Source organism: Bradyrhizobium sp. R2.2-H, assembly GCF_004346455.1.
GTDB lineage: Bacteria > Pseudomonadota > Alphaproteobacteria > Rhizobiales > Xanthobacteraceae > Bradyrhizobium > Bradyrhizobium diversitatis.
This window is the reverse complement of sequence record NZ_SMBR01000006.1, coordinates 379,824-404,820: the sequence shown is the minus strand read 5'-3', so window position 1 is coordinate 404,820 and position 24,997 is coordinate 379,824. Positions and strand designations below refer to the sequence as shown.

The following is a 24,997-nucleotide window of genomic DNA, read 5'->3' as shown; positions in this document are numbered from 1 at the left end:
CTCATGGCGGTTCGCAGCAACATCGTCGGCATCGACAGCCCGGAGGCGCTGGAGAAGGCGTTGCGGGCGGCCTATTACCTCGCCGACGAGGGACTGGCGACCGCTGCCTATCTCGGCCTCGCGCTGGGCAAGCCCTTGCTGCTGGAGGGCGCGCCAGGGGTCGGCAAGACGGAGGCGGCGAAGGCCATCGCCGCCGTGCTCGGCCGCCGTCTCATCCGCCTGCAATGCTACGAGGGCATCGACGCGGCCGCCGCGCTCTATGAGTGGAACTATCCGCGCCAGATGCTCGCGATCCGCCAGGCCGGTGACGAGAGCATCGACATCTATGGCGAGACCTTCCTGATCGAGCGTCCCATGCTGGCCGCGCTTCGCGCGCCGGATTCCACGGTGCTGCTGATCGACGAGATCGACCGCGCCGACCAGGAGTTCGAGGCCTTCCTGCTCGAATTCCTGTCCGACTTCCAGATCTCCATTCCCGAGCGCGGCACGGTGCGCGCCGCCGAGCGCCCCGTGGTGGTGCTGACGTCGAACCGGACGCGCGATTTGCACGAAGCCCTGCGCCGCCGCTGCGTCTACCACTGGATCGATTACCCAACTGCGGAGCGCGAGGCCCGCATCATCATGATGCGCGCCTCCAGCGTCGCCGAAACCACGGCCCGCGCCGTCGTCGCGGCGGTCGAGCGGCTGCGCCGCGAGCCGCTGAGCAAGGCGCCCGGCATCGCCGAGGCAGTCGACTGGGCGGAGGCGGCGACACTTCTCAACAAGGGCGGCGCGCGCTGGCCGGACGCCTTCAAGCGCTCGATCGGCGTGGCGCTGAAGGACGAAGAGGATCTGCACTTCATCGCGCCCCGGCTCGATGCCATGCTCGCGGAGGCCACCGCATGAGCCCCGAGCTGCAGCTCCCGCGCGCTGCCCGCATCTTCGTCTCCTTCGTGACGCTGTTGCGCGCCAACGGCTTCGCCGTGGCGCCGGAACAGACCACCGCATTCCTCACTGCCATCACGCTGCTCGGCCCGCGCGACCTCGGCGACATCAGGCAGTCCGCGCTCGCCACCCTCGCCCCGCCGCCGGAGCGCCGCACCACCTTCGACCGGCTGTTCGACCTGCATTTCCGCGGCAGCGAGGCCATCGAGCATGCCGCAGAGGGCGAGGACGACGAGACCGTCCGGCTGCAGGAGGAAGGTCGCGGCGACGAGGAGCCCCTGCTCTCCGACGACGCCAACGAGTCCGGCTTGACTGCATCGCGCAGCGAAGCGCTGGTCGAGCGCCGCTTCGCGCAGCTCTCCACCACCGACGCGCTCCGGCGCCTGGAGCGCGAGGCGCCGCGACGGCTGCCGCGGCGGCGCGGGCATCGCCGCATGCGGGCGCGCCGTGGGCCGTTCGCCGATCTCCGCCGCACCTTGCGCGACAGCGTCCGCAGCGACGGCGAGATCCTCCGGCTCGGCCACATGAAGCGGCGGAAGCGCCCGCGCAAGATCCTGCTGCTGATCGACGTCTCCGGCTCGATGAAGAGCCGCACCGAGGAGAACATGAAGCTTGCGCATGCGCTGGTGCAAGCCGCTCCGAATGTCGAGGTCTTCACCTTCGGCACGCGGCTGACCCGTGTCACACGCGCGCTTCGCCTGAGACGGCGCGAGCAGGCGCTGAGTGCCGCGGCACACCTGGTCAGCGACTGGGACGGCGGCACCCGCATCGGCGATGCGCTGCAGGCGTTCCTCGCGGTGCCCCGGTTCGGCGGCTACGCCCGCGGCGCCGCCGTCGTCATCGTGTCGGACGGACTCGAGCGCGGCGAGCCCCACGCGCTTCGCGATGCCGTCGCGAAACTGTCGCGGCGGGCCTGGCGCCTGAGCTGGCTGACGCCGCTGGCAACGAGCCCTGCGTTCCGCCCGCAAACCGAAGCGCTCGTCGCGATCGAGCGCTTCGTCGACGATCTCGTGGACGGCGGATCGAGCGCCTCGATCGTCGCCCACATCCTGGCACTGGGAAGGAGAGCTGCGTGAACGACATTGTCGACGGCCATCATCACATCTGGCGGCAGGCCGATCTGCCCTGGCTGACCGGCCCGATGCAGCCGCGCATCTTCGGTCCCTACGAGCCTATCCGGCGCGACTATCCGATCCAGGAATATCTCGACGATCTCAGGGACAGCGGCGTCACCCGCTCCGTCTATGTGCAGACCAATTGGGCGCCCGAGCATTTCGAGGAGGAGGCAGGCTGGGTGCAGCGCACAGCCGACGAACACGGCTGGCCGCACGCCATCGTCGCCTATGCCAATTTCGCGGCCGACGATGTCCGCCCGCAGCTCGACCGCCTCAAGCGCTATCCGCTACTGCGCGGGGTGCGCATGCAGCTGCATTGGCACGAGAACCCGCTGTATCGCTTCGCGGCGCGCCCGGATCTCTGCGCCGATCCCGTGATCCGTCGCAACGTCGCGAGTCTTTCCGAGTACGGTTGGAGCTTCGACCTGCAGGTCTTTACGCCGCAGATGCCAAATGCGGCGCAGCTCGCCGAATCCTGTCCCGGCGTGACCTTCATCCTTCAGCACGCCGGCATGCTCGAGGATCTCTCCCCGGCGGGACGGGCGGCTTGGCGCGCCGGGATGGCTCGGCTCGCGACCTGCCCGAATGTGGTCTCCAAACTGTCCGGGCTCGGCACCTTCATCCATCGCAACGATCCCGCGCATATCGCCGCCGTGCTCACGGATACCGTCGCGATCTTCGGCGCCGAGCGCTGCCTGTTCGGCTCTAATTTTCCGATCGAGAAATTGTGGACCAGTTATCGCGAGCTCGTCGCAGCCTTTCGCGCAGCCGCCGCCCCGTTCAGCGCGGCGCAGCAGGATGCGATCTTCAGGGCGACGGCGAGCCGCGTCTATCGGCTTTGACGGACAAGAAACGAGACGGGAGGGACACGAATGGCGCTGGAGATCAAGATCCTGGACTACGGCGATATCGAGCTGGAATCGAGCTTCCTGGTACTCGGCCGCGACTGCGGCCGCACCCGGCGCGTCCTCACGCTCGGCTTTTTGATCCTCGGCGGGAAATATCCGGTCGTGGTCGACACCGGTTATCGCTCCAACCAGATCATGGAGACCCTGGGCATGCGGGGTCTCCAGTATCATGAGAACATGATCGAAAACCAGCTCGCGCGCCACGGCGTGCGCATGGGCGACGTCCGCTTCGTCTGCCACACGCATCTGCACATCGACCATGCCGGCAAGGACGACCTGTTCCCGATGAACACGACCGTCGTGCTCAACCGCAAGGAGCTCGAATATTCCGTCTCCGGGCTGATGCATCCGCAATATCCCGCGCCGGACATCAAGCACCTGATCGACCGCCTCCATACCAAGAGCGCGCTGCGCTTCCTCGACCTCGAGATCACGGGCCCGATCGAGCTGATGCCCGGCGTCTACTGCGACGCCGCCAACGCCCACACCGAGGGCTCGATGAACATCATCGTCGAGACGGCCGACGGCATCGCCACCATCTGCGGCGACGTGATCTACGACTTCAACGATCAGATCGTCACGCCTTTCCATGAGATCCACGATTGGGAGCCGCGCACCACCGGCAACCACGGCACCAGCAAGCGCGCGGAAAAAGCCGCGATCAAGAAGCTGCTGAGCAGCTCGCGCTATTTGCTCCCGGTCCACGACCGTCCCGCCAAGATCGAAGGCGGCAATGTCGTGGGACGTCTGCACGATCAGGTCCCCGGACCGATCGTCCAGTCGCTGCCCGAGCGCAACTGGTTCCCGGCTTGATGTGTCGAGGTTTGGCCAATGACGCATGTGACGTTGCGAAGCGAGTTCGAGACCCTGATCGACCCCTATGCGCCGGTCGCACAGATCGGCACCGGCTTCGACTTCACGGAAGGGCCGATCTGGCATCCGGTCGATCATTATCTGCTGTTCTCGGACATGCCGGCCGACGTGCGCAGGCGCTGGGATTCGCGGCGCGGCGTCGTCGAGGTCAAACGCCCATCGAACAAATGCAACGGGATGACCTACGACGCCGAGCTCAACCTGATCGTCTGCGAGCACGCGACCTCGTCGCTGGTGCGCGAACGCACCGACGGACGGCGCGAGGTGCTGGCTTCGCATGTCGGCGGCCAGGAGCTCAACAGCCCGAACGACGTCTGCGTGCACTCATCGGGCGCGATCTATTTCTCCGATCCCTGGTATGGCCGCATGCCGGTCTATGGCGTCGAGCGGCCGCGCCAGCTCGGCTTCCAGGGCGTCTATAGGGTCGAGCCCGGCAGCGAACCGAAGCTCGTGGTCGATCGCAATCTGTTCGACCAGCCGAACGGGCTGTGTTTCTCGCCGGACGAGAAGCTGCTCTACGTCAACGACACCGTGCAAGCCCTGATCCGCTTGTTCGACGTCAACAGCGACGGCTCGCTGTCCAATGCACGCGTGTTTGCGAGTGGAATCAAGTCCGAGCTCGAACCCGGTCTGCCCGATGGCATGAAGTGCGACCAGCACGGCAATGTCTGGGTCACCGCACCCGGCGGCGTCTGGGTCTATTCGCCGCGCGGCGAACTGCTCGGCAAGGTCCGCGTGCCGGAGCTCGTCGCCAACCTCACCTGGGGTGGGCCGGACTTCCGCACGCTCTATCTCACCTCGACCTATTCGGTATACGCGATTCCAACCAAGGTCGGCCCGCGGCATGAGCCCTATATGAGCGGCAGGCGCGCTGGTGGCGGAACAAGCCCGAGCTCATCGCCAGCCTCACCTGTTCTGACCGAGGGCGAGATGCGGCTCGATCCGCAGCGCTGCGCCATGATCATCCAGGACCTCCAGAACGACGTCATCATGGACGGCGGGGCTTTCGCCGAGTCCGGCGCGCCCGGTCACGCCAAGCAGCAGCATGTCGTGGAGAATGTGCGACGTCTGGCGGAAGCCGCACGCGGGCGCGGTGTCGCCATCATCCATGTCTGGTTCGTCGTCGAGCCCGGCGCCCCCGGCGTCACGCTGAATGCACCATTGTTCGAGGGCCTCGTCGATAGCAAGGCGATGGTGCGCGGAAGCTGGGGCGCCGCGCCCGTGTCCGGCCTCGAGCCGCGGCCCGGCGATTTCGTGGTCGAGAAGATGCGCATGAGCGCCTGGGAAGGTACGCGGCTGGAGACGATTCTCAAGGCCACCGGCCGCGACATGATCATCAATACCGGCGCGTGGACCAACATGTCGGTCGAGCACACCGCTCGCACCGGTGCTGACAAGGGCTATTTCATGATCGTGCCCGAGGACTGCTGCTCGACGATGAATTCCGACTGGCACAATGCCTCGATCAATTTTGCCATGCAGAACGTCGCGGTCGTGACCAGGGCCGATACCGTCATCAGAGCGCTGGGATGAACAGTGGCGAAGTTGCTGCACCTGACCTGCTCGCCGCGCGCCGAGTCCGAATCGACGGCCGGCGCGCGCGTCTTTCTCGACGGCTTCCGTCAGGCTCGGCCGGATTGGGACATCGATGTCGTGGACATCTGGCGTGATCGGATGCCCGAGTTCGCCGGTCCGATCGTCGAGGCCAAATACGCGCGCATGAAGGCTCAGGGCTTCACCGATGCGCAGCGCGACAGCTTTGCCGAGGCGGAGCGAATGGCGCTGCGCTTCTCACTTGCCGATCGCGTGCTGATCTCGACCCCGATGTGGAACTTCGGTATTCCCTACAAGCTCAAGCAGTGGTTCGACATCATCGTCCAGCCCGGGCTCACCTTTCGGTTCGATCCGACGCAAGGATATCTCCCGCTGCTGCAGGATCGGCCGACGCTGGTGATCCTCGCCAGCGGCAGCGATTTTGCCACAGGCATGAACCGTGGTCGCACCGATATGGCAACGCCCTACCTGCGGGAAATCCTTCGCTTCATCGGAATCAGCAATGTTCGTTTCGTGCTGATCGGCCCAACCACTGGACCGCAGCAGCCAATCGATGCCGCCCGTGAAAGGGCCCATCGGCGCCTCGCTGCAATGGCTACGGCCTTCTAGAACTTCGCCTTGACGGCGCATCGAGCTGGATCAGATCAGGCTCGACTTGCCCCGGCTCAGCACATTGCCTGCCCCCTTGGCGCCGACGATCCGACCCTGGTGATAGACCACTTGGCCGCGGGCGATTGTCGTCACCGGCCATCCCGTGACCTCGAAGCCTTCCCATGGCGTGTAATCTGAGCCGTGATGCAGATCGGCCTGCCGGATGGGCTTCTTCAATTTGGGATCCCAGAGAACGATGTCCGCATCAAAGCCGACGCCGATCGAGCCCTTGCGCGGATAGAGACCATAGATCCGCGCGTGGTTGGTGGCGGTCAGCTCAACGAACTTTTGCAGGGTGATGCGTCCCTTCGAGACGCCTTCGGAGAACAGGATCGGAAGCCGCGTCTCTACCCCGGGGATGCCGTTCGGCACCCAGCGGAACGAGGTGCGCGCATTCGGCGTCAGCTTGCCTTTGGGATCGTCGTAACGGAACGGGCAATGATCGGACGAGAAGGTCTGGAACACGCCAGTCGTGATGCCTTCCCATATCGCATGCTGGCTCTCGACATCGCGCGGCGGCGGCGAGCAGACATATTTCGCGCCTGATATGTCCATGTTCAGGCCCTTCATGTCGTCGGCCGTCAGCGTGATGTATTGCGGGCAGGTTTCCGCATGCACCGGCAAGCCGCGCTGCTGGGCCCAGCGCACCTGCTCCATCGCCTCTCGGCCCGAGACGTGCACGATCATGATGGGAACGCCGATCACCTCGGCATGGCTGATGGCACGATGCGTCGCCTCGCGCTCGACGGCCTGGGGCCGCGAGGTGCCGTGATAATAGGGCGCGATATGGCCTTCACGTTCGAGCTTGCTGGTAAGGAAGCGGATGGCGTCGTAGCCCTCGCAATGGACCATGACCAGCGCCTCCTCACGGCGCGCCACCTCGAACACCTCGAGCAGCTGCTTGTCGCTGAGCACGAGGTCGTCATAGGTCATGAACACCTTGAACGAGGTGTAGCCGTCCTTGACGAGAGCCGGCAGCTCCTGGCCGAGCACGACCGCGGTCGGATCGGAAATGATGAGATGGAACGCCGTGTCGATATAGCACTCGCCCTCGGCAAGCTTACGGTAGTTCTCGACGCAGGTCCGCAGGGAGGTGCCCTTCTCCTGGAGCGCGAAGGGCAGCACCATGGTGTTGCCGCCGGCAGCGGCCGCGCGCGTCGCCGAGGCAAAGTCGTCGGCCATCACCACATCGGGGCCCGACGGCTGGGAGATGTGGACGTGGCTGTCGATGCCGCCCGGCAGCGCGAGCAATCCCGTCGCATCGATCTCGCGTGCCGCGCCCTCGATGCTGTCTGCAATGCTGACGATACGGCCGTCGCGAATGCCGATATCGGCGCGAAACTCGTCGCTGGCCGTCACGATGGTGCCGCCGCGAATGGCGAGATCGAGCTGCGTCACTGAGGCCTCCGTCACTTGATGGCTGGCATTGTCTGGAAGATCCGGCCCCATTGCGCAAGGGTCCTGACGTCGCCGCCGGCGAGGCCGAGGGATCGCCAAAGCGTCACCGCAACTGAGTCGAGCACGGCGATGTCCAGCTCCCGCTCCAGCGTGGCCGCCAGCGCGGCGCCGTCGAGATTGGTGCAGAGGATGACGATCGCGTCGGCACCCTCCGCCGCCACGGCCCGGATCATCTCGGCGATCGTCGCAGGCGCGACCTCGCCAAAGGAGAAATTGTCACGCAGCCCGAGATGCCGCTCGGCATGCGGAGCGACTCCCTCCCCGGCCCAGACCTCCGCGATACGTTGCTGCACGTCATCGGTATAGGGCGAGACCAATCCGACATGTCTGGCGCCGAGCGCGCGAGCGGCGTCAATGCAGGCCAGCGTGGACGTTGTCGCCGGGATACCCGTGCGCGCCGCGATCGCTTCGCACAGGCTTCTGTCGCGGCCGATCCCGAGCCAGCTTGCGGACGTACCGTTCCAAGCGATGGCGTCAACCTTGGCATCCGCCAGCAGGTCCGCGGCCGGAAGCATCGCGGAGGCATCGAACTGGTTCAGCGCGGCGGCGTCGAGCGCAATCTCGGTGACGCGGAAGCGCGAGAAATGCGCAGTGACGCCGGGAGCGTCGGCCAGCATGGCGCTGGTGACGGGCTCGAGCACAGAGTTGGAGGACGGCGTGATCATGCCAAGACGCTTGCGCATGTCGAAACTTTACGACGCCTGCGCCAGGCGCGTCGACTCCTCGCGGATCAGGGACAGGATGCGGCGCTTTGCGTCGTTGAACTCGGGGCCGGTGATGTCGCGCGGGCGCGGCAGGTCGAAATTGACCGCCTCCCGGATCCTGCCCGGCCGCCTGGTCATCACCACGATCTTGTTGCCGAGCACCAGCGCCTCGTCGACGCTGTGGGTGACGAATACGATGGTGCAGCGGCGCTTCTGCCAGATCGCGACCAGCTCCTCCTGCATTTCGAGCTTGGTCTGGGCATCCAGCGCCGCGAACGGCTCGTCCATCAGGATGACGCTCGGGTTCATCAACAGTGCGCGGGCGATGCCCACGCGCTGATTCATGCCGCCCGACATTTCGGAGGGATGATGATGCTCGAAACCGCGCAGGCCGACGAGGTCGATGAACTCCATGGCGCGCTGGTGCCGCTCGGCCTTGGCAACGCCCTTGAGCTTGAGATGGAAGGCGATGTTGTCGATCGCTGTCAGCCACGGCATCAGGGTCGGCTGCTGGAACACCACGCCGCGGTCCGAGCCCGGATGCTCCACCTGCTTGCCATCCACCAGCGTGCGGCCGGACGTCGCTTGCTCGAAACCGGCGATGATGTTGAGCAAGGTCGACTTGCCGCAGCCGGAAGGGCCGAGCAGGCAGACGAAATCATTCGCCTCGATGTCGAGATTGATGTTGTCCAGCGTCAAGAGGTCACGGCCGCGCCGCTTGTCGGAGAACACCTTGACGATGTTGCGAAGCTCGATTGCCGCCATCAGCCCGCCCTGCCTTGCACGGTGGTTGTCTGCTGCCAGCGCAGCGTGCGCGCCATGATCGCCTTGAGGCCGAGGTCGGAGAGATAGCCGAGCAGCCCGATCGATATCATCGCCGCGAGCACGATGTCGTAGCGCAGGAAGTAGTAGGAATCCCAGAGCACGTAGCCGAGGCCGCTCTTCACCGCGACCATCTCGGCCGTGACCGTCAGCATCCAGGCCGAACCGACCGCAATGCGCAGGCCGGCGAAGATCGATGGCAGCGCCGCCGGCAGCACGATGTCGGTCAGCATCTGCCGACCGTTGGCGCCCATCATCGCGCCGGCACGCACGAGATTGTGGTCCACGGTCTTGACGCCATGGATGCTGTTCATCAGCACCGGAAAGAATGCGCCGAGGAAGACCAGGAAGATCGCCGGCTTGTCGGCGATCCCGAACCAGATGATCGCGAGCGGAATCCAGGACACCGGCGGGATCGGGCGCAACATCTGCAGCGTCGGCTCCAGCGTCTTCTCGAACAGCCGGGACCAGCCGATCGCGACCCCGGCGAGGATGCCGAGCAGGCTGGCCAATGCAAAGCCGCCAAAGACGCGAAGGGCGCTGGCGAGCGCATCACGCAGCCAGTGCCCGGAATAGGTCTGCGTGGTCTCGTCGAAGCCGAACACCCAGTCGCCGAGCGCATGCAGTACCGCACTCGGCGCCGGCAGCAGCGCGGGCGGCAGCATGCCACTGCGGGCAAACGCCTCCCAGCCCGCAATCAGCAGCGCGGGGACGGCGAGGCGTTCGAGCCCCTGGAACGCCCGCGTCAACCGGAACGTCGGCCGCGCGGGCGAGACGTCAGTAACCGAGGTCATTCTTGGCCTTTCCCGTGGCCTTTTCCAGGAACGAATAGTCCATGTTCTTCTCCGCTTCCGCGGAGACGTCCTTGGAGATGTATTTGAGGTCGCGCATCATCGCCGCGATCGCCAGCGTCTGCGACCGATGGATCGCAGGATCGGGCGAGGCATTTTTCAGCGCCTCCGTCGCGACCGTCTTGTCGAGACCGGTGAGCTTGTTGATGACCTCGATCCACGGCCCCTTGTCGGCGATCAGCTTGTTGTCGAGTTCGACCACGGCGGCGACCACGCCCTGGACGCCGGCGCGCTGACCGGCGATCACATCGGAGCGGGTGACGATCAAGTTGGTCAAATTGCCTGCGGCCTGTTCATACGGCAGCACGAAGTGCTTGCCGGCACCGGCGAGCCGGATCTGCGATGCAAACGGCTCGACCGAACAGATCATGTCGACCTCGCCGCGCTGGAGTGCAGCGAGATGGTCGGACGGATTGGGAATGTTGATGAACTGGATGTCCTTGTTGGGGTCGACACCCTGCTTGAGGAACGCGCCGCGCATGTGGATGTCCTGCGCGTTACCGCGGGACGCCGCGACCTTGAGCGGCTGACCGTCGCTCTTTGCCTTCGCCACGGTTGCGTTGAACGCGGCCCAGTCCTCGGCCGGCAGGTTCAGCTTCGCGGAGGAGAGACATTCCGAGCCGCCGTTGATCTGGCCCGATACGGCGACGACGTCGAATCCTTTGTCGAGCGCGGTGATGTAGTGGAGATAGGTGACCTGCGCGACGTCGATGCTCTTCGATATCAAGGCGGTGAGAACGTCGTTCCCCGAGTTGAAGCCGGTGGCATCGACCTCGACGCCCTTGGCCATGCCTGGGATCAGCGACATCGGCAGGCAGTGCGCGCATTTGGCGTAGCCGAGCTTGATCTTCGCCGTCTGCGCCGAGGCGAGATCGCCTCCGCCAAGCATTGCCGCCATTGCCACTAGACCCAGTCGCAAACTCATCCGCATCGCTTACTCCGCTCCGAAGGCGCGATATCCGCGCATTGCGCAGGATCATCCGTCGCCCTTCGTCGCAACGCAATCCACTTTCTGCATGCTGCATACAATTTGCGCGCTATGCCATTGTTTTCAGCGAGATACGTCGATATTTTGAGCAAGCTAAGGAGCTGGAAACGGCTAAGATCAACGTGAGAAGCGAGGCACGCGTGCAGCCAAAACCGGAAGCGCCAAAGGGACGAAAGTCGCCCAAACTCAAGCGGATGGGCCTGCATGAGCGTGCCGCGGCGCGGATGCGGACGATGATCATTCGCGGCGAACTGCCACCGGGTTCGCAGACCCAGGAGACCTGGCTATCGAAGGAGCTCGGCGTCTCGCGCACCCCCTTGCGCGAGGCGATGAAAGTGCTTGCCGCGGAGGGGTTGATCGAGCTTCGTCCCAACCGCAGCCCGCGCATTGCCGGTATCGCGGCGGACGGCATCTCGGAATTATTCGAGGCGCTCGCCGGTATCGAGCGGCTCGCCGCCGAACTCGCCGCGGAGCGCGCGACCGAGCGCGACCTCGCCCGCCTGCGCACGCTTCAGGCCCGCATGGAGGGTCATCACCGCAGCGGCAAGCTGGACGACTATTTCGCCATCAACGGCGAGATCCACAGCGCCATCGTCCGCATGGCCCGCAACACGCCGCTGCGGGAAGCCCACGAAACGCTGATCTCCCGGGCCGAGCGCGCGCGATATCTCGCCCTCGGCGCCGACCGCCGCTGGAGCAATTCGGTCGACGAGCACGCCGATATCCTGGCCGCGCTCGAAGCGCGCGACGGCGAGGCGGCCGGCCGCCTGCTCGGCGCGCATGTCGCGCGTACCGGCACGGCCCTGCTCGAAGTCCTCGCCGCCTCTCAGGCTAAGCAGACGGCGGCCTGAACCATGAAGCTGCTGTTGCTCAACCCGAACACCAGCGCCGAGGTCACGCACCTGATGATGGGTGTCGGGCAGCGGGCGGTCTCGCCCGGGACGGAGCTGATCCCCTGCACCGCGACCCGCGGCGTACCCTATATCGCGACACGTACCGAGGCGCAGATCGGCGGCGCCATTGCTCTGGAGATGCTGGCCGAGCAGCACAGGAGGGTCGACGCCGCGATCATCGCGGCCTTCGGCGATCCCGGCCTGTTCGCCGCGCGCGAGACCTTCGACATTCCCGTGATCGGCATGGCGGAAGCGGCGATGCTGACCGCCTGCATGGCCGGGCGCCGCTTCGCTATCGTCACCTTCGCCCAGGCGCTCGGGCCCTGGTACGAGGAATGCGTTCGCGCGCATGGATTGTGGGAGCGTTGCGCCGGCATCCGGATGCTCGATACGCCTTTTCAGGCCATCTCCGAGGTCGGCACCGAGAAGGAGGACGTGCTGGTCGAACTCGCCCACCGCGCCATCGTCGAGGACAAGGCCGATGTGCTGATCTTTGCCGGGGCACCGCTCTCCGGCCTCGCCGAGCGCGTCGCCGACCGGATTCCCGTTCCCGTGGTCGATCAGGTCATCGCCTCAGTGAAGCAGGCCGAAGCGCTGGTTGCCTTGCATCTGCGCAAGGCAGCGGCGGGAACGTTCCGCCGGCCCGCCGCCAAACCGACCCTCGATCTCGCCGCTGCGCTCGCCGCGCGGATCGAGCATCGCGACAGCTGATCAGAAAGGCGGCCGGCGATGCGAAAAGCCCAATTCGTTCTCGAGAACACGGCCAAAGGCAAACAAGCGGGATTCGCCGCCCGGCGGCGCGATGATCTGAATGCCGAAGGGCAGTTCGCTCGCGTCTCGTCGTACCGGCATGGTCAGGACCGGAAAGCCGACCAGCGACACGATGAAGGTGACCGCGAGATAGTCGATCGGCGTCTCCAATGCCGCCCCGTCAATTGCGGTGACATCGCTGATCTCGTTCGGCCAGGGCAAGACGGCCGCGGCCGGCGCAATCAGGAAATCGGTACCGATGAACAGCTCGCGAAAGCTGCGGTAGATGGCCGTGCGACGCCGTTCGGCGTCGAGGTAGTCCTGCGCGGACAGTTTCGCGCCGGCCTCGATGTTCCAGATCACCGTCGGAGTGAGCTCCGCACGCCGGATCCGCAGCAACTCGCCATAGCTGTCGGCGATGTGCGCAGCGCGCAGCACGCGGAAGGTTTCGACCGCGCCGCTACAATCGGGCGAGGACGGCACGATTTCGGCGACCCGGGCCAGCGCCGCACACGCGGTGGCGAAGCGGGCACGAACGTCGCGTGCGACCAGTGCAACGCCGAAATCGGGCGTGACGGCGATCCTCGGACGTTCCACGTTCGTCCAATCGTCGCTGCCGAGGCCGATCGACACGGGGTCGCGCCCATCGCCTCCCTCGCACAGCGACAGTGCAAGCGCGAGGTCATCGACACCGCGGGCCAGGAAACCGTGGGTGGCGAGCATGTCCCAGCCGAGCGGCCGGCGCGGCGACGGAATGCGGCCGGGCGTCGGCCGGATCGAGGCGACGTCGCAGAAGCTTGCGGGCGTACGCACCGAGCCGCCGAAATCGGTGCCATGCGCCAGCGGCACCATGCCCGCGGCGACCGCGACGGCAGAGCCGCCGGACGATCCGCCGGAGGTCAGCGCGGGATCGTAGGGATTGCGCGTCGGCCCGCACAATCGGTTGGTGCAGACCGCGCCGAAACCGAACTCCGGCGTGTTGGTCTTGCCCAGAATGATCGCACCGGCGCGGCGCAGCCGCGCGACCACCAGATCGTCCTCGGCCGGAACGTGATCGCGAAACAACATCGATCCATAGGTCGTCTTAAGCCCGCCGGTGTCGGTGAGGTCCTTGATCCCGGTAGGCACACCGTGCAGCGGACCGATCGGCTCCGATGCCGCATCGCAAATCTGCGCGGCGCGGCGAGCACCGTCCGCATCGACAGTCACGAACGCCGCCAACTGACCGTCGAGACTCGCAATCCGCGCAAGATGCGCTTCAACGGCATCACGCGAGGACAGTTCGCGCCTCGCAATCGCGCGGGCAAGCTCCGTGGTTGTCAGGTCGCAAACCGATCGATCCGATGTCATCGGGCCACCATGCCTGAGCGCGCGCCGAAAAGCGACAGGCGCGGGCATGAGACTTGCTTTCTCCTCTGGGATAACGGGAGGCAACACCATGGCTGAAACGCAAGGCGGCCGATCGCTCGTCGTCGATGCAGTCACCCACCGATACCCGAGTGGCGCGCTTGCAGTCGAGAACATCAATCTCGACATCAAGGGTGGCGAGATCATCGCCCTGCTCGGCCCGTCCGGCTGCGGCAAGACAACGCTCTTGCGTATCATCGCCGGCTTCATCGCGCAGACGCAAGGACGGATCATCATCGGCGACGACATCGTCGACACGCTGCCGCCGAACCGCCGCGCCGTCGGCATCGTCTTCCAGAACTACGCACTGTTTCCGCACTTGTCGATCAGCGAGAATGTCGCCTACGGCCTCGCCGCCCGCGGCATCGACAAGGCGACTCGCCAGCGCGAGGCGCAGCGCCTGCTGGAGCTGGTGCAGCTGCCGACAATGTCCGAGCGGCTGCCGCGGCAGCTCTCGGGCGGCCAGCAGCAGCGCGTGGCGCTGGCCCGGGCGCTCGCGATCAAGCCGTCGATCCTGCTGCTCGACGAGCCCTTTGCCGCGCTCGACAAGAATCTGCGGCTCGACATGCAGATCGAGGTCAAGCGGCTGCAACGCGTCTCCGGCATCACCACGCTCATCGTCACTCACGACCAGGAAGAGGCGCTGTCGATGGCGGACCGCGTCGCCGTGCTGAGCCACGGCAAGCTCGAGCAGTTCGGCACACCGTCCGACGTCTACGACCGGCCGCAGACATTATTCGTCAACACTTTCGTCGGTTCGACCAACCGCATGCCCGGCGTGGTGGTTTCGGCGGACCGTACCGCCGCCAAGGTGCGGCTCGACGCCGGCGCGGAGATCATCGCACGGCCCGCCGGAGGAGCGCTCAGTGAGGGTGGTCGCGTCACCGTCTGTATCCGTCCCGAGCATCTGCAATTCGTCGGCGACGAGACCGGCTTTGCCGGTGTGGTCGGCATGTCGCTGCCGCTGGGAGCCACCGTCGTGCACGAAGTCGCAACTGCCGACGGCTCCGGCGTCAAGGTCTCCCAGGCGCGCATCGGCGAGACGCGCGCGCTGCAGAACGGTGCTGCGGTGCGCCTCGCGCCGCTCGCCCCATCGCTCGCCAACGCCTTTCCCGCAACGCTTTAATTCCAGTCTTTGTCCAGAGGGGAGTTTGATATGATCATGAACCGCAGAAGCCTGCTGACCACGGCGCTCACGCTCGGGGCCATGAAGGCGTTTCCAGGCTTGAGCTACGCCCAGGCGCGCCCGCTGGTGTTTGCGACCTTCACCGGAAGCTGGGAGGAAGCTCACAAGGCCGTGCTGGTACCGGCATTTCGGAAGGCCAACGCGAACGCCGCGATTGTGCTCGATCCCATGCTCTCGGTCGACCAGATCGCCAAGGTCAACGCTGCGAAAGCCAATCCGCCGATCGACGTCATGCTGCATGATCCCGGCCCCGCACTCGTCGCCATCGGCCAGGACCTGGTCGAGCCCTATCCGGTCGAGAAAAGCGCGCATTACAAGGACCTGATCGCCGAGGCGCAGGAGCCGATGGGCCCCGCCCCGTTCTTTCAGGTCGTCGGCCTCACCTACAATCCGGAAGCCGTCAAGACGCCGCCGACGTCATGGGCGGATCTCTGGAAGCCCGAGTTCAAGGGCCGCGTCGGCATCACCAACCTCAACTCGACGCTCGGCACCGGATGGCTGGTCGAGATCGCGAAGATGCGCGGCGGCTCGGAAGCCAATGTCGATCCGGCCTTCAAGGCGCTGGAGGAGCTGAAGCCCAATCTCGCCGCGGTCGCCGCCAATCCCGGCGCACTCGCGACCCTGTTCCAGCAGGGCCAGATCGACATCTCGCCCGGCAACTTCAACGCCATCCAGATCCTGAAAGCGCGCGGCGTGCCTGTCGAGTTCGTGGCGCCCAAGGAAGGCGCCATCGCCTTCAAGACCACGATCCACATCGTCAAGAACTCGCCGAACCGCGAGCTCGCCTTCAAGCTGATCGAGGCGGCGCTGACGCCGGAGGTGCAGACCACGCTGATGAACCCGCCCTATCTGATCGTACCGACCAATTCCAAGGTCACGATGGGCGGTGAGATCGCGCGCGTGCTGGCCAAGGACACGGCCGAGCTGAAGAAGAAGTTCGTGTTCCAGGACTGGAAGAAGATCAACGAGCAGCGCTCGGCCTGGATCGAACGCTTCAACCGCGAAATCAAGATCTAAGACCTTGAAGGTTTGAATCATGGGTGCAGCACCGGCATCACGCGATGTGACGTCCTACGGGATGGGATTGGCAGCGCCGCTGGCGCTGTTCTTCCTCCTCTTCTTCGTCGCGCCGCTGCTGCAATTGTTCTGGCTCTCGCTACACAACGACACGGCCGGGCTCCACTGGGGGCTCGGCCAGTACCTGCACTTTCTCACCGATCCATTCAGCCTGGGCGTGCTCGGCTCGACACTGCTGCTGGGCGCCGAGGTAACCGCCGTCTGTCTCGTGCTCGGCTTTCCCATCGCCTGGCTCTATCAACGAGTCGGACCAAAGCTTCAGACCATCATCATCCTGATCGTGTTGCTGCCGCTTCTGACCAGCGTAGTCGTCCGCACCTTCGCCTGGATCGTCATCCTGGGCCGCCAGGGCATCATCAATGCGACACTGCAATCGCTCGGGATCATCGATACCCCATTGAAACTGCTCTATACACAGTTCGGCGTGGTGATCGCGCTGGCGCAGGTGCAGATGCCGCTGATGACGCTGCCGCTGATCACCGCGCTCGGCCGCATCGACCCCAATCTCGACGATGCCTCCTGCTCGCTCGGCGCCGGAAGCTGGCGAACCTTCTTCCGCATCGTGCTGCCGCTGTCGCTCCCCGGCGTGATCGCCGGCTGCACGCTGACCTATGCCGCCGCGATCACCGCCTTCATCACCCAGTCGCTGGTCGGCGGCGGTCAGATGCTGTTCATGCCGATGTATCTCTATCAGCAAGCCTCCACGCTCCAGAACTGGCCGTTTGCGGCGGCGATCTCCATCATCTTCCTGCTCGCCGTGCTCGCGGTCGTCTCGGTCTTCACCACGCTCGGCCGCCTGTCGCGCGGCTATGGAGGCACGTGATGAGCGGCCGCAGGCGCACCCTGGAAGCCCTGAGCTTCGAGCTGGTCATGACCGTGACCGCGGTGATCGCGCTGATCATCATCATCGCGCCGTCGCTTGTCGTTCTGATCGTCTCCTTCACCAGCGGCTTCTCGCTGCGCTTCCCGCCGCCGGGCTATTCGCTGCGTTGGTACGCCGAATTGTGGAATGCCTGGCAGCTGCATTTCGCGGCGAAAAACAGCCTGATCGTGGCGTTGTGGGCGACGGGCCTCTCCGTCGTGCTCGGCGTCGCGGCGGCGCTCGCAATCTCGCGGTCGCGGACGCTGTCCGCGCGGCTGCTCGATTCCCTCTTCATGTCGCCTCTGGTCTTGCCGGCGCTCGCCTTCGGCCTTGCCGCCCTGATGCTGTTCTCGCTGGTCGGCCTGCCGGTGTCGCCGCTGACGCTGGTGATCGGGCACACCGTGGTCTGCGTTCCCTATGTCGTGCGCAACACGATTGCCGCGCTCGCCCAGCTCGAGCCGACCCTGCTCGAAAGCTCGGCCGTCCTGGGGGCAAGCCGTCTCTACACGTTCCGCCGCATCGTGCTGCCGCTGATCCGGCCCGGCATCATCGCGGGCGCCTTCATCGCCTTCATGTCGTCCTTCGACAACGTGCCGGTGTCGCTGTTCCTGCGCGATGCCGCGACCGACATGCTGCCGATCCGGATGTGGCAGGATCTCGAAGGCAAGCTCGACGTTACCATCGCCGCGCTCTCCGGCGTGCTGATCATCGCCACCGTCGCGCTGGTCGCGGTCATGGAGCGTGTCACCGGCCTGTCGCGGCGGCTGACCAACTGATCAGGCACCGCGAAACAGCGAGTAGCCCCAGCGCGTGAATTTCAGCGGCAGATGAAAATGCTCGTCAACGTTCTTGATGCGGAACCGGAACGGCGTCACGGTCAGGAAGCCGTCGCTGTCGCCAAAGAACTCGCCGAGATGAAACAGCACCTCGTACTCACCGGCCATCACGCCAGCGCCTTGCGCGACGGGATGATCGAGCACGCCGTTGGCGCCGAGCCGCCCGTCGGCGATGCGCGAGGAGTCCGGATCGATCCGCCAGATCTCGACGCGCAGCCCCTGTGCCGGGCGCCCGCTCGCCACATCGACTGCGTGAATGGAAATGCCGCCTGCCACGTTGTTCCTCCCATGAGCAAGCCGCCATGGTAGACGGAAACGCGGCAGTTCGGCCAGCACCCGCATTGCTGCCGGCCCTTGGCGCGATGACCTTGCTGCAGGCCCTCGTTGCGTTTGCCTTGTTCGCGCCTGGCGTGGTCGCGCCGCGCGCCCATATCGAGGTCTGGCAGCTCTCGATGTTCTCCTGCGCTGTGTTCGCCGTCGGCATCCCGGCCTCGTTCTGGGGCGGCGGCTTCATCGCGCGGGTCGGCTCGCTGCGGATCGCGAGCCTGTGCGCGGCGGCCATCGTCGTCGCCATGGCGCTGGCCGCGCTCGGATCGACCGCCGCCCTGCTGGCCGCGGGCATCTGCCTTGGCCTTGCGATGGGACCCGAGACACCGGCGAGCGCGGCGCTGCTGGCGCGGCTCGTAACCGCCGAGCGGCGCACCTTCGTGTTCTCGGTGCGCCAGACCGGCAACCAGATTGGCGCCGTCTGCGGCTCGCTGGCCCTGCCCGCGATCGCCATCGCGTTCGGGCCGGCCTGGTGCTATGCGGTGGTGGGCCTCTGCGCGCTGCTGGCGATCGTTCTGTTTGAATCGTTGCGACCGGCTTACGCCGTCAAGCTCGTCCCGCCTCCAAAGCTCGATCTCCGCGCGCGGCTGGCGCTGATGACAGCAGACCGGCGCATCGCGATGCTGGCGTTGGCCTCGATGCCGTTCAGCGCGATGCAGGTGTCACTCAACACTGTGTTCGTCATGCTCGGCACCCGCGAACTCGGCCTCAGCCATATCGAGGCCGGCATGGCGCTCGCCTGCGCGCAAGCCGGCGGCCTCGTCGGCCGGCTCGGTTGGGGATTTGTGGCGATGCGGCTCGATGCTCCGCGCATGGTGCTCATCGTCATCGGTCTCGGCATGGCCTTCTGCGCCGCGCTGCTCGGCCTCGACGGCGGATCGCTCAGTCGCAGCTGGCAGTTCGCAATTGCTGCGCTGTTCGGCTTGACGGCCTCGGGCTGGAATGGCGTCTTCATCGCCGAGATCGCCCGCCTCGCCCCGCAAGATCGGATCGGCGAAACCACCGGCGCGGTGCTGACCGCATCCTATGCCGGCCTGCTGGTGGCGCCCGCGCTGGTATCAATCCTTGATGGTGTGGCCGGCCTCGGCGCGGCATTCTTTGCCTTGGCGTGCCTGGCCCTCTGCGGCACGGTGGCGCTGATCTGGGGAGGCCGTGACAATGCCAGCGCATAGTGCCCGCGAGATCGCGGCCGATGTCGCAGCCGGGCGGACGAGCGCCGTCGAAACCGCAAAGGCCGCGCTCGCGCGGATCGAGGCCGCCAAGGCGTTGAACGCGGTCGTCGCGATCGATCCCGCACGCACGCTGGCCGACGCTGCGGCGGTCGACGATCGGCTGCGTGCCGGCGAGGCGATGCTGCTCGCCGGCGTCCCCGTCATCGTCAAGGACAACATCTGGGTCGGCGGCTGGCGTGTGACGCAGGGCTCGCGCCTGTTTCGCGATTTCATCGCACCGTGCGATGCCATCGCGATCGAGCGCCTGCGCAAGGCCGGAGCGATCGTCGTCGGCATCGGCGCAACATCCGAGTTCGCCTGCAAGGGCGTCACCACCTCGCCGCTGTATGGGCCGACGCGGCACCCCCTCGATCCCGCGCTGACGCCCGGCGGCTCATCGGGAGGCCCGGCCGCGGCCGTCGCCGCCGGCCTCGTGCCGCTCGCGATCGGCACCGATGCGGGTGGCTCGAGCCGCAGGCCGCCAGCCCATGTCGGGGTCGCCGGCTTCAAGCCGTCCTATGGCGCGATCCCCTATGGGCCGGGCTTCGCCGAGCCCTTTTTCGGCCTCTCCGTCATCGCGCCGATCGCAGCCGATGCGACCGATATTGCGCTGGCGTTCGAAGCCATGGTCGGCGCTGATCCGCGCGATCCGGATTCTGCCGTCGTTGGAGGGCGGACCGAAGACGTTGGCGGTCAGCGCATCGCGTTCTCGCCGCGCCTTGGCCTCGATGTCGCGATTGATGACGTCGTCGCGAAGGGGCTCGCTTCCGCCATCGACCGCCTTTCCGCGGCAGGCTTGTACATCACGCAACGCGATCCCGTCTGGCCGGCAGGCGCCACGGAAGACGCCATCATGCCGCTTCAGCATGCGGGTCTCGCGGCACTCTATGGTGATGCCTTCCGCAAGGATCCGACCGTCTTCGATCCCGACATCGCCAGGCAGATCGAGCGAGGTCTCTCCTGGTCGGGTGCTGAGGTTGCCGGAGCGCTACTCGCGAGCGCCGCAATCGCCAATGCCTTCGCGGCTTTCTTTACCGAAGTTGACCTGCTTCTGACGCCGACGGTGCCATGCGTCGCGTGGCCGCTGACGCAGCTCGGCCCGGACATGATCGGCGGAAAAGCCGTGAGCCCGCGAGCCCACGCGGTGTTCACGCCCTTTGTCAATCATGCCCGCCTGCCGGCCATTTCGATTCCGTGCGGAACGGATCGGTGCGGCCTTCCATTCGGCCTTCAGATCATCGGAGCCCGTGGGCAGGACCGCTCGCTGCTTAGAGCAGCGCAAAAGATCGAGGCCGTCCTGCGAGTGTAAATCCTGCCGTGACTGAGTGGCACATCGACCTCGAACACCTGCTCGCCTGCGTATCTCAGATCGCTCGGCCATGATGGCCTGTCCAGCCGACTGCGAAACCGCTCGTATCGGTCCAATGCCTTCTGTTTCAAGCCTGCGGGACCAACTCCTCGATCGACCGGTCCATCAATGCATCGTGTGCGATGCCTCCGACAATAGTCCTGAAGAAGTTCAGAGTGAAGCGACCGTAAAGAGCGCCTAACCCGGATCCCGAGGTTGCAAAGCGATAGGAGGCACCGAGAACACGCGCGATCTCGAACAATCCCATGAGCTCGTGGTACACCAGCGCCGACTGAATGCCGAGCAGGGGCAACAACAGGGACTGCAAACCGACGCTGGTCATGACGCCCTCGCTTCGGGGCGCGGCAACGGCAGGAATTGCGCAAGGTGAGCACTCCTCCACTGATATGGCGTATTGCCGGCGAAGCGCTTGAAGACTGTCGTGAAATGAGCCTGGGTCTGGAACCCGACGGTCAAGGCGATGTCTACGAGCGAGATGTCCGACCGCTGCAGCAATTCCTGAGCACGCTCGATCCGCCGCTTCAGCAAATATTCGTGCGGCCGCATGCCGACGGCCGCACGGAACTGCGCGGCGAAGTGCATACGGCTGAGGCCAGCAACCGCGGCCAGATGCTGCAAGGTGACCTTCGCGTCCAGATTGTCGTCGATGTACTGCATGACGCGCTTGAGGCGCCACTTTTGCAACGACCGCACCGCCCGGCAGGCGTGCCCTCCGCGGTCGCTCTCGGCCGGCTCGGACTGGCCTCGTCCGGCCGTTGTCCCACCGCTGGCCTTGCGGGTCAGAATGGCCAGGCGCAATGCGTCGACGAGAATGGCGGAATGGGGATTGTGCATGGCTTTGGTGGCCGCGAGGGCATCCGAGAGGCGGCGCATCACCGGGTCCGCGGCCCCCTCCGCACCCGTCTCCCGATCGGACTCCGCGGACGCGTGCGCAAGACGTTTCGCGGACACCCTGAAGCTCGGCCTGCCGCTGGCAGATCCCTGCACGCCCGGTGCTGGTGGCTCGATGGCCAGCGCAACATCCAGATGCACGAGAGAGAGCATCACCGCCTCGTCGCCGGAGCGCGACGAATGTTTCGATGACCGCAGCTGCGCGCCGTCGATGGGAGAGACGTCCATCGTGGCGGCGACATGATCCTTGGCATTTTGCGGGTATGATATCTGCAGCGACATCGTCGAACCTCCTTGTCCCAATTCGCACCAACAATGCCTGGCCGGCTTGTCCGAATGCTATGCGAGCAGAGTAGTTCGGCGATCCGCGCGCTCCATTCTACGCGCGGGTGCATGGATAAGGTCTGGGGTTAACCGAGTCATACGTAGGTATGACCCGGAGCGAGAGGGCGAACGGAACACTCCGCCCCACGCTCGAGCCCTGAAGCTCCCCCTGCCTGCGGTAAGTTGACGCGTCTGCGATCGGCAAAATCACCGATAAGCCTTGTTCCACTGGGGAATTTCCGTGTCGCCGCCGTCGCTGAACTGGGCTATCCACGGGGTCTTCCAAGAGGGCACGAAAATCAGCTTGCGGGATATTGTGGACGCCATCAAATCGCGGCATCAACGCGGCTGCAATGCGAAGAAACCCCACCTGAGACGATGACGAACTTTGATCGGCCCACGGGCTCGTCCATGAGCCGCGCCGGCCTGCGGTTCTGGTCCGCCGTCCTCGCCTTCGCGGTGTTCATGGTCGACGTGCTGACGCCGCTCGAAGGCGCGGTCGCGGTTCTCTACGTCGTTGCGATTCTGCTCGCGGCGAGGACGAACCGGCGCAACGACATCATCGTCGCCGCGATCGGCTGTGCCGCCCTGACGATCACAGCGTATCTGTTATCGCATGACCACGAGCCCATCGGCTCACCGGCCCTTCGTGCCCTGGTGAGCCTCGCGGCCATCGCAATCACAACACTGCTCGCGCTCCAGAATCATGCCGCAACCAATCGCCTGGCGGCGCAGGCGCGCCTGCTCAACCTGTCGCATGACATGATCTTCGTCCGCGATCGCGCCGGCGTGATCAATTTCTGGAACAAGGCCGCCGAACAGACTTACGGCTGGACCACCGACGAGGCGCTCGGGCAGATCGCCGACAAGCTTCTGCGAACCAGCTATCCCGACCGGAGGGAGGTCATCGAGGCCACCCTGCTTGATACCGGGCGATGGGAAGGCAGGGTTGAGCAGCGCACGAAGGCCGGTGCCATACTCGCGGTCGATGCGCGCTGGGCCCTGCAACACGACCATCTCGGCAAGCCCGTCGGGGTGCTCGAAACGCACACCGACGTCACGGACCACGTGGCGGCGCACAGTGCGCTCGTGCAGAGCGAGCAACGATACCGCCGAATGTTCGACGCAAGCCGGATCGGCGTCGTAGAGGAAGACTGGAGCGGACTACGGACCGCGCTGCATTCGTTACCGTCCCGAGGGGCGGACCTGCGCGACTATCTGGCACGACATCCCGATTTCGTCCGCCATGCCCGCGGACTTGCCAGAATTACCGACGTCAATCCTGCCCTGCAGAAGATGGCAGGGGCGAGCAGCTCTGCGGCCTTCATCGAGAACGTGGACAAGCTGCTGGGCGAGAACGATCGCAGTTTCCTCGACGCGCTGGTGGCATTCGCGGAAGGAGAGCAGTTCCACGAAGGGGAGAGCGAGCTCGTGCGCCTCGACGGGCACAAGGTCCCCGTGCTGTTCACGATCACCTTTCCGCCTCAATCCGACGAAGATCACAATGTGCTCATCTTCGTCGTCGACATTACCGAGCGTCGGCAGGCGCAGGATGCGCTGCTCGCGGCGCAAGCCGAGCTCGCTCATGCTGCGCGCGTTGCAACCCTCGGCGAGCTCAGCGCGTCGATTGCGCATGAGGTGAACCAGCCGCTCGCGGCGATCGTCACCAGCGGCGAGGCCGGCTTGCGGTGGCTGCGGCGCGACGTCCCCGACCTCAAGGAGGTCACGACGTCGATCGGCCACGTCGTCGCTCAGGGGCGCCGCGCCAGCGAGATCGTGACCCGCATCCGCACCTTCCTGAAGAAGGCCCCGCCCCAGCGGGATATGCTGCAAATCGGCGAGATCATCGAGGAGGCGACCGCGCTGGTCGCGCGCGAACTCGCCAAGGACCAGGTCACCCTCACCGTCGAGTCGCAGCACGATCTGCCACCGATTCGCGGCGACCGGGTCCAGCTGCAACAGGTCCTGGTCAACCTTCTGATCAATGCGGGCCAGGCGATGTCAGGCCAGCCCGGTTCCCGCACCATCACGCTGCGGGCCGGCAACGAGGACAGCGAAACCCTCGCCATCATGGTACAGGATAGCGGCCCGGGCATCCAAGCTGAGGACCTGCCGCGCCTGTTCGATCCGTTCTTCACGACGAAGGATGGCGGAATGGGCATGGGACTTGCGATCTGCCGAACCACGGTGGAAGCTCACGGCGGCCGGTTGTCGGTGGCGAGCACTCCGGGCTCGGGAACGACCTTCCACCTGACATTACCATTTAGCCAAGAACACGCCTTGCCATGACCCGACCCAACCAGGCGCAGCCGCCCGCCCAACCATCCAGTGCATTGGTGATCGTCGTCGATGACGACGAAGGTATCCGCGCCTCGCTCGACAGCCTGTTCCGATCCGTCGGCCTGCAAACGCGCCTGTACGGCTCGCCCGCCGAATTGCTTGCCGGTTCGCTGCCCGACGGTCCCGGCTGCATCGTGCTGGACGTCCGCCTCCCGGGCGTGAGCGGGCTCGATCTGCAGAGCCAGTTCGTCCGGCAGGGCATCAGCTATCCGATCATCTTCATGACCGGCCACGGGGACATTCCGATGTCGGTACGTGCCATGAAGGCCGGTGCCGTCGACTTCCTTTCAAAGCCGTTTCGCGACCAGGACATGCTGGATGCCGTGACCGCAGCGCTCGAGCGCGACGCGCAGCACCGTGCCGAAGCCGCAGCCAAGGAGGACATCCGCGCCCAGTACGAGACCCTGACGGCGCGCGAACGCGAGGTGATGGGCCATGTCACCGCCGGCCTGATGAACAAGCAGGTGGCGGCCCTGATCGGCCTCAGCGAGATCACGGTTAAAATCCACCGCGGGAACGTCATGCGCAAGATGGGGGTTAGGTCATTGGCCGACCTCGTTCGCAAGGCCGAGGCGCTCGGAGTTTCCCAGACCCGCAGGACTACGGACCAAACCTGAGTATAATTTCGGCGGTCCGGGCCCCGGGTGCATAAGGCGTTATCGGCCGCGCAACGGGA

General features: G+C 65.6%; 25 protein-coding genes. 16 read left to right on the top strand and 9 right to left on the bottom strand.

From position 1 onward, the window contains the following. The first annotated feature begins 3 nt into the window (after positions 1–3). From EDE08_RS18620 to EDE08_RS18595, 6 genes are read left to right on the top strand one after another with little or no spacing between them, the layout of a single operon-like run. Positions 4–885 carry an AAA family ATPase gene (locus EDE08_RS18620; RefSeq protein WP_131869924.1) on the top strand — a complete coding sequence of 294 codons (882 nt, stop codon included), beginning with the start codon at positions 4–6 and terminating at the stop codon, positions 883–885. Beyond that, a complete protein-coding gene (locus tag EDE08_RS18615) occupies positions 882–2,000 on the top strand; it encodes a vWA domain-containing protein (protein WP_131869925.1) in 1,119 nt (372 codons plus the stop codon). The genes EDE08_RS18620 and EDE08_RS18615 overlap by 4 nt, the downstream gene beginning before the upstream one ends. Then, the gene (locus EDE08_RS18610) at positions 1,997–2,881 is read left to right on the top strand and encodes an amidohydrolase family protein (RefSeq protein WP_131869926.1); all 885 of its coding nucleotides are present in this window, start codon (positions 1,997–1,999) and stop codon (positions 2,879–2,881) included. The genes EDE08_RS18615 and EDE08_RS18610 overlap by 4 nt, the downstream gene beginning before the upstream one ends. 30 nt (positions 2,882–2,911) lie before the next feature. Further along, complete coding sequence (locus EDE08_RS18605) at positions 2,912–3,760, top strand: MBL fold metallo-hydrolase (protein WP_061882122.1); 849 nt, start codon at positions 2,912–2,914, stop codon at positions 3,758–3,760. An 18-nt stretch (positions 3,761–3,778) separates the two neighbouring features. After that, complete coding sequence (locus EDE08_RS18600; protein ID WP_131869927.1) at positions 3,779–5,353, top strand: isochorismatase family protein; 1,575 nt, start codon at positions 3,779–3,781, stop codon at positions 5,351–5,353. 3 nt (positions 5,354–5,356) lie between these two features. Then, positions 5,357–5,983, top strand: a complete 627-nt coding sequence (locus EDE08_RS18595; protein ID WP_131869928.1) for an FMN-dependent NADH-azoreductase — start codon at positions 5,357–5,359, stop codon at positions 5,981–5,983. 30 nt (positions 5,984–6,013) lie between these two features. On the opposite strand, the gene hydA is transcribed toward EDE08_RS18595, so the two are convergent. Genes hydA through EDE08_RS18570 form a run of 5 tightly spaced genes read right to left on the bottom strand, consistent with a single transcriptional unit; the run spans position 6,014 to position 10,791 of the window. After that, the gene (gene hydA, locus EDE08_RS18590; protein ID WP_131869929.1) at positions 6,014–7,474 is read right to left on the bottom strand and encodes a dihydropyrimidinase; all 1,461 of its coding nucleotides are present in this window, start codon (positions 7,472–7,474) and stop codon (positions 6,014–6,016) included. Then, positions 7,435–8,166 carry a maleate cis-trans isomerase family protein gene (locus EDE08_RS18585; RefSeq protein ID WP_131869930.1) on the bottom strand — a complete coding sequence of 244 codons (732 nt, stop codon included), beginning with the start codon at positions 8,164–8,166 and terminating at the stop codon, positions 7,435–7,437. Before EDE08_RS18585 ends, hydA begins: the two co-directional genes overlap by 40 nt. A gap of 9 nt (positions 8,167–8,175) precedes the next feature. Further along, positions 8,176–8,952 carry an ABC transporter ATP-binding protein gene (locus tag EDE08_RS18580; RefSeq protein WP_131869931.1) on the bottom strand — a complete coding sequence of 259 codons (777 nt, stop codon included), beginning with the start codon at positions 8,950–8,952 and terminating at the stop codon, positions 8,176–8,178. Continuing rightward, positions 8,952–9,803: an ABC transporter permease gene (locus tag EDE08_RS18575; protein ID WP_131869932.1), complete on the bottom strand. Its 852-nt coding sequence runs from the start codon at positions 9,801–9,803 to the stop codon at positions 8,952–8,954. The genes EDE08_RS18580 and EDE08_RS18575 overlap by 1 nt, the downstream gene beginning before the upstream one ends. After that, positions 9,787–10,791 (bottom strand): ABC transporter substrate-binding protein, encoded by a 1,005-nt coding sequence (locus tag EDE08_RS18570; RefSeq protein ID WP_131869933.1) that lies wholly within the window; start codon positions 10,789–10,791, stop codon positions 9,787–9,789. The genes EDE08_RS18575 and EDE08_RS18570 overlap by 17 nt, the downstream gene beginning before the upstream one ends. Before the next feature lie 128 nt (positions 10,792–10,919). Between EDE08_RS18570 and EDE08_RS18565 the strand changes: the two genes are divergently transcribed. Both EDE08_RS18565 and EDE08_RS18560 read left to right on the top strand, forming a co-directional pair. Beyond that, positions 10,920–11,699, top strand: coding sequence for a GntR family transcriptional regulator (locus tag EDE08_RS18565; RefSeq protein ID WP_131870237.1), 780 nt, complete (start codon positions 10,920–10,922; stop codon positions 11,697–11,699). Between the two features lie 3 nt (positions 11,700–11,702). Next, a complete protein-coding gene (locus tag EDE08_RS18560) occupies positions 11,703–12,452 on the top strand; it encodes an aspartate/glutamate racemase family protein (RefSeq protein WP_131869934.1) in 750 nt (249 codons plus the stop codon). Here the strand turns inward: EDE08_RS18560 and EDE08_RS18555 are convergent, their stop codons facing one another. Beyond that, a complete protein-coding gene (locus tag EDE08_RS18555; RefSeq protein ID WP_131869935.1) occupies positions 12,453–13,841 on the bottom strand; it encodes an amidase in 1,389 nt (462 codons plus the stop codon). Positions 13,842–13,929: 88 nt separating this feature from the next. On the opposite strand from EDE08_RS18555, the gene EDE08_RS18550 reads away from it, so the two are divergent. Genes EDE08_RS18550 through EDE08_RS18535 form a run of 4 tightly spaced genes read left to right on the top strand, consistent with a single transcriptional unit; the run spans position 13,930 to position 17,799 of the window. Next, positions 13,930–15,024 (top strand): ABC transporter ATP-binding protein, encoded by a 1,095-nt coding sequence (locus tag EDE08_RS18550; protein ID WP_131869936.1) that lies wholly within the window; start codon positions 13,930–13,932, stop codon positions 15,022–15,024. A gap of 30 nt (positions 15,025–15,054) precedes the next feature. After that, a complete protein-coding gene (locus tag EDE08_RS18545; RefSeq protein WP_131869937.1) occupies positions 15,055–16,101 on the top strand; it encodes an ABC transporter substrate-binding protein in 1,047 nt (348 codons plus the stop codon). A gap of 19 nt (positions 16,102–16,120) precedes the next feature. Next, positions 16,121–16,984: an ABC transporter permease gene (locus tag EDE08_RS18540; RefSeq protein ID WP_131869938.1), complete on the top strand. Its 864-nt coding sequence runs from the start codon at positions 16,121–16,123 to the stop codon at positions 16,982–16,984. Beyond that, positions 16,984–17,799: an ABC transporter permease gene (locus EDE08_RS18535; protein ID WP_165936017.1), complete on the top strand. Its 816-nt coding sequence runs from the start codon at positions 16,984–16,986 to the stop codon at positions 17,797–17,799. The genes EDE08_RS18540 and EDE08_RS18535 overlap by 1 nt, the downstream gene beginning before the upstream one ends. Here EDE08_RS18535 and EDE08_RS18530 read toward each other — a convergent pair whose 3' ends face one another. Next, positions 17,800–18,135 carry a hydroxyisourate hydrolase gene (locus tag EDE08_RS18530; RefSeq protein WP_165936016.1) on the bottom strand — a complete coding sequence of 112 codons (336 nt, stop codon included), beginning with the start codon at positions 18,133–18,135 and terminating at the stop codon, positions 17,800–17,802. It abuts the gene before it with no gap. 26 nt (positions 18,136–18,161) lie between these two features. On the opposite strand from EDE08_RS18530, the gene EDE08_RS18525 reads away from it, so the two are divergent. Next, positions 18,162–19,358 (top strand): MFS transporter, encoded by a 1,197-nt coding sequence (locus EDE08_RS18525; RefSeq protein ID WP_131869940.1) that lies wholly within the window; start codon positions 18,162–18,164, stop codon positions 19,356–19,358. Then, positions 19,345–20,706 (top strand): amidase, encoded by a 1,362-nt coding sequence (locus EDE08_RS18520; RefSeq protein WP_165936015.1) that lies wholly within the window; start codon positions 19,345–19,347, stop codon positions 20,704–20,706. Before EDE08_RS18525 ends, EDE08_RS18520 begins: the two co-directional genes overlap by 14 nt. 127 nt (positions 20,707–20,833) lie before the next feature. On the opposite strand, the gene EDE08_RS18515 is transcribed toward EDE08_RS18520, so the two are convergent. Next, positions 20,834–21,088 carry a hypothetical protein gene (locus tag EDE08_RS18515; protein ID WP_131869942.1) on the bottom strand — a complete coding sequence of 85 codons (255 nt, stop codon included), beginning with the start codon at positions 21,086–21,088 and terminating at the stop codon, positions 20,834–20,836. Then, a complete protein-coding gene (locus EDE08_RS18510) occupies positions 21,085–21,939 on the bottom strand; it encodes a helix-turn-helix domain-containing protein (RefSeq protein WP_165936014.1) in 855 nt (284 codons plus the stop codon). Before EDE08_RS18510 ends, EDE08_RS18515 begins: the two co-directional genes overlap by 4 nt. Positions 21,940–22,446: 507 nt before the next feature. Between EDE08_RS18510 and EDE08_RS18505 the strand changes: the two genes are divergently transcribed. Next, positions 22,447–24,270, top strand: a complete 1,824-nt coding sequence (locus EDE08_RS18505) for a PAS domain-containing sensor histidine kinase (protein ID WP_245524820.1) — start codon at positions 22,447–22,449, stop codon at positions 24,268–24,270. Continuing rightward, a complete protein-coding gene (locus tag EDE08_RS18500) occupies positions 24,267–24,938 on the top strand; it encodes a response regulator transcription factor (protein ID WP_028179426.1) in 672 nt (223 codons plus the stop codon). Before EDE08_RS18505 ends, EDE08_RS18500 begins: the two co-directional genes overlap by 4 nt. The last annotated feature ends 59 nt before the right edge of the window (positions 24,939–24,997 follow it).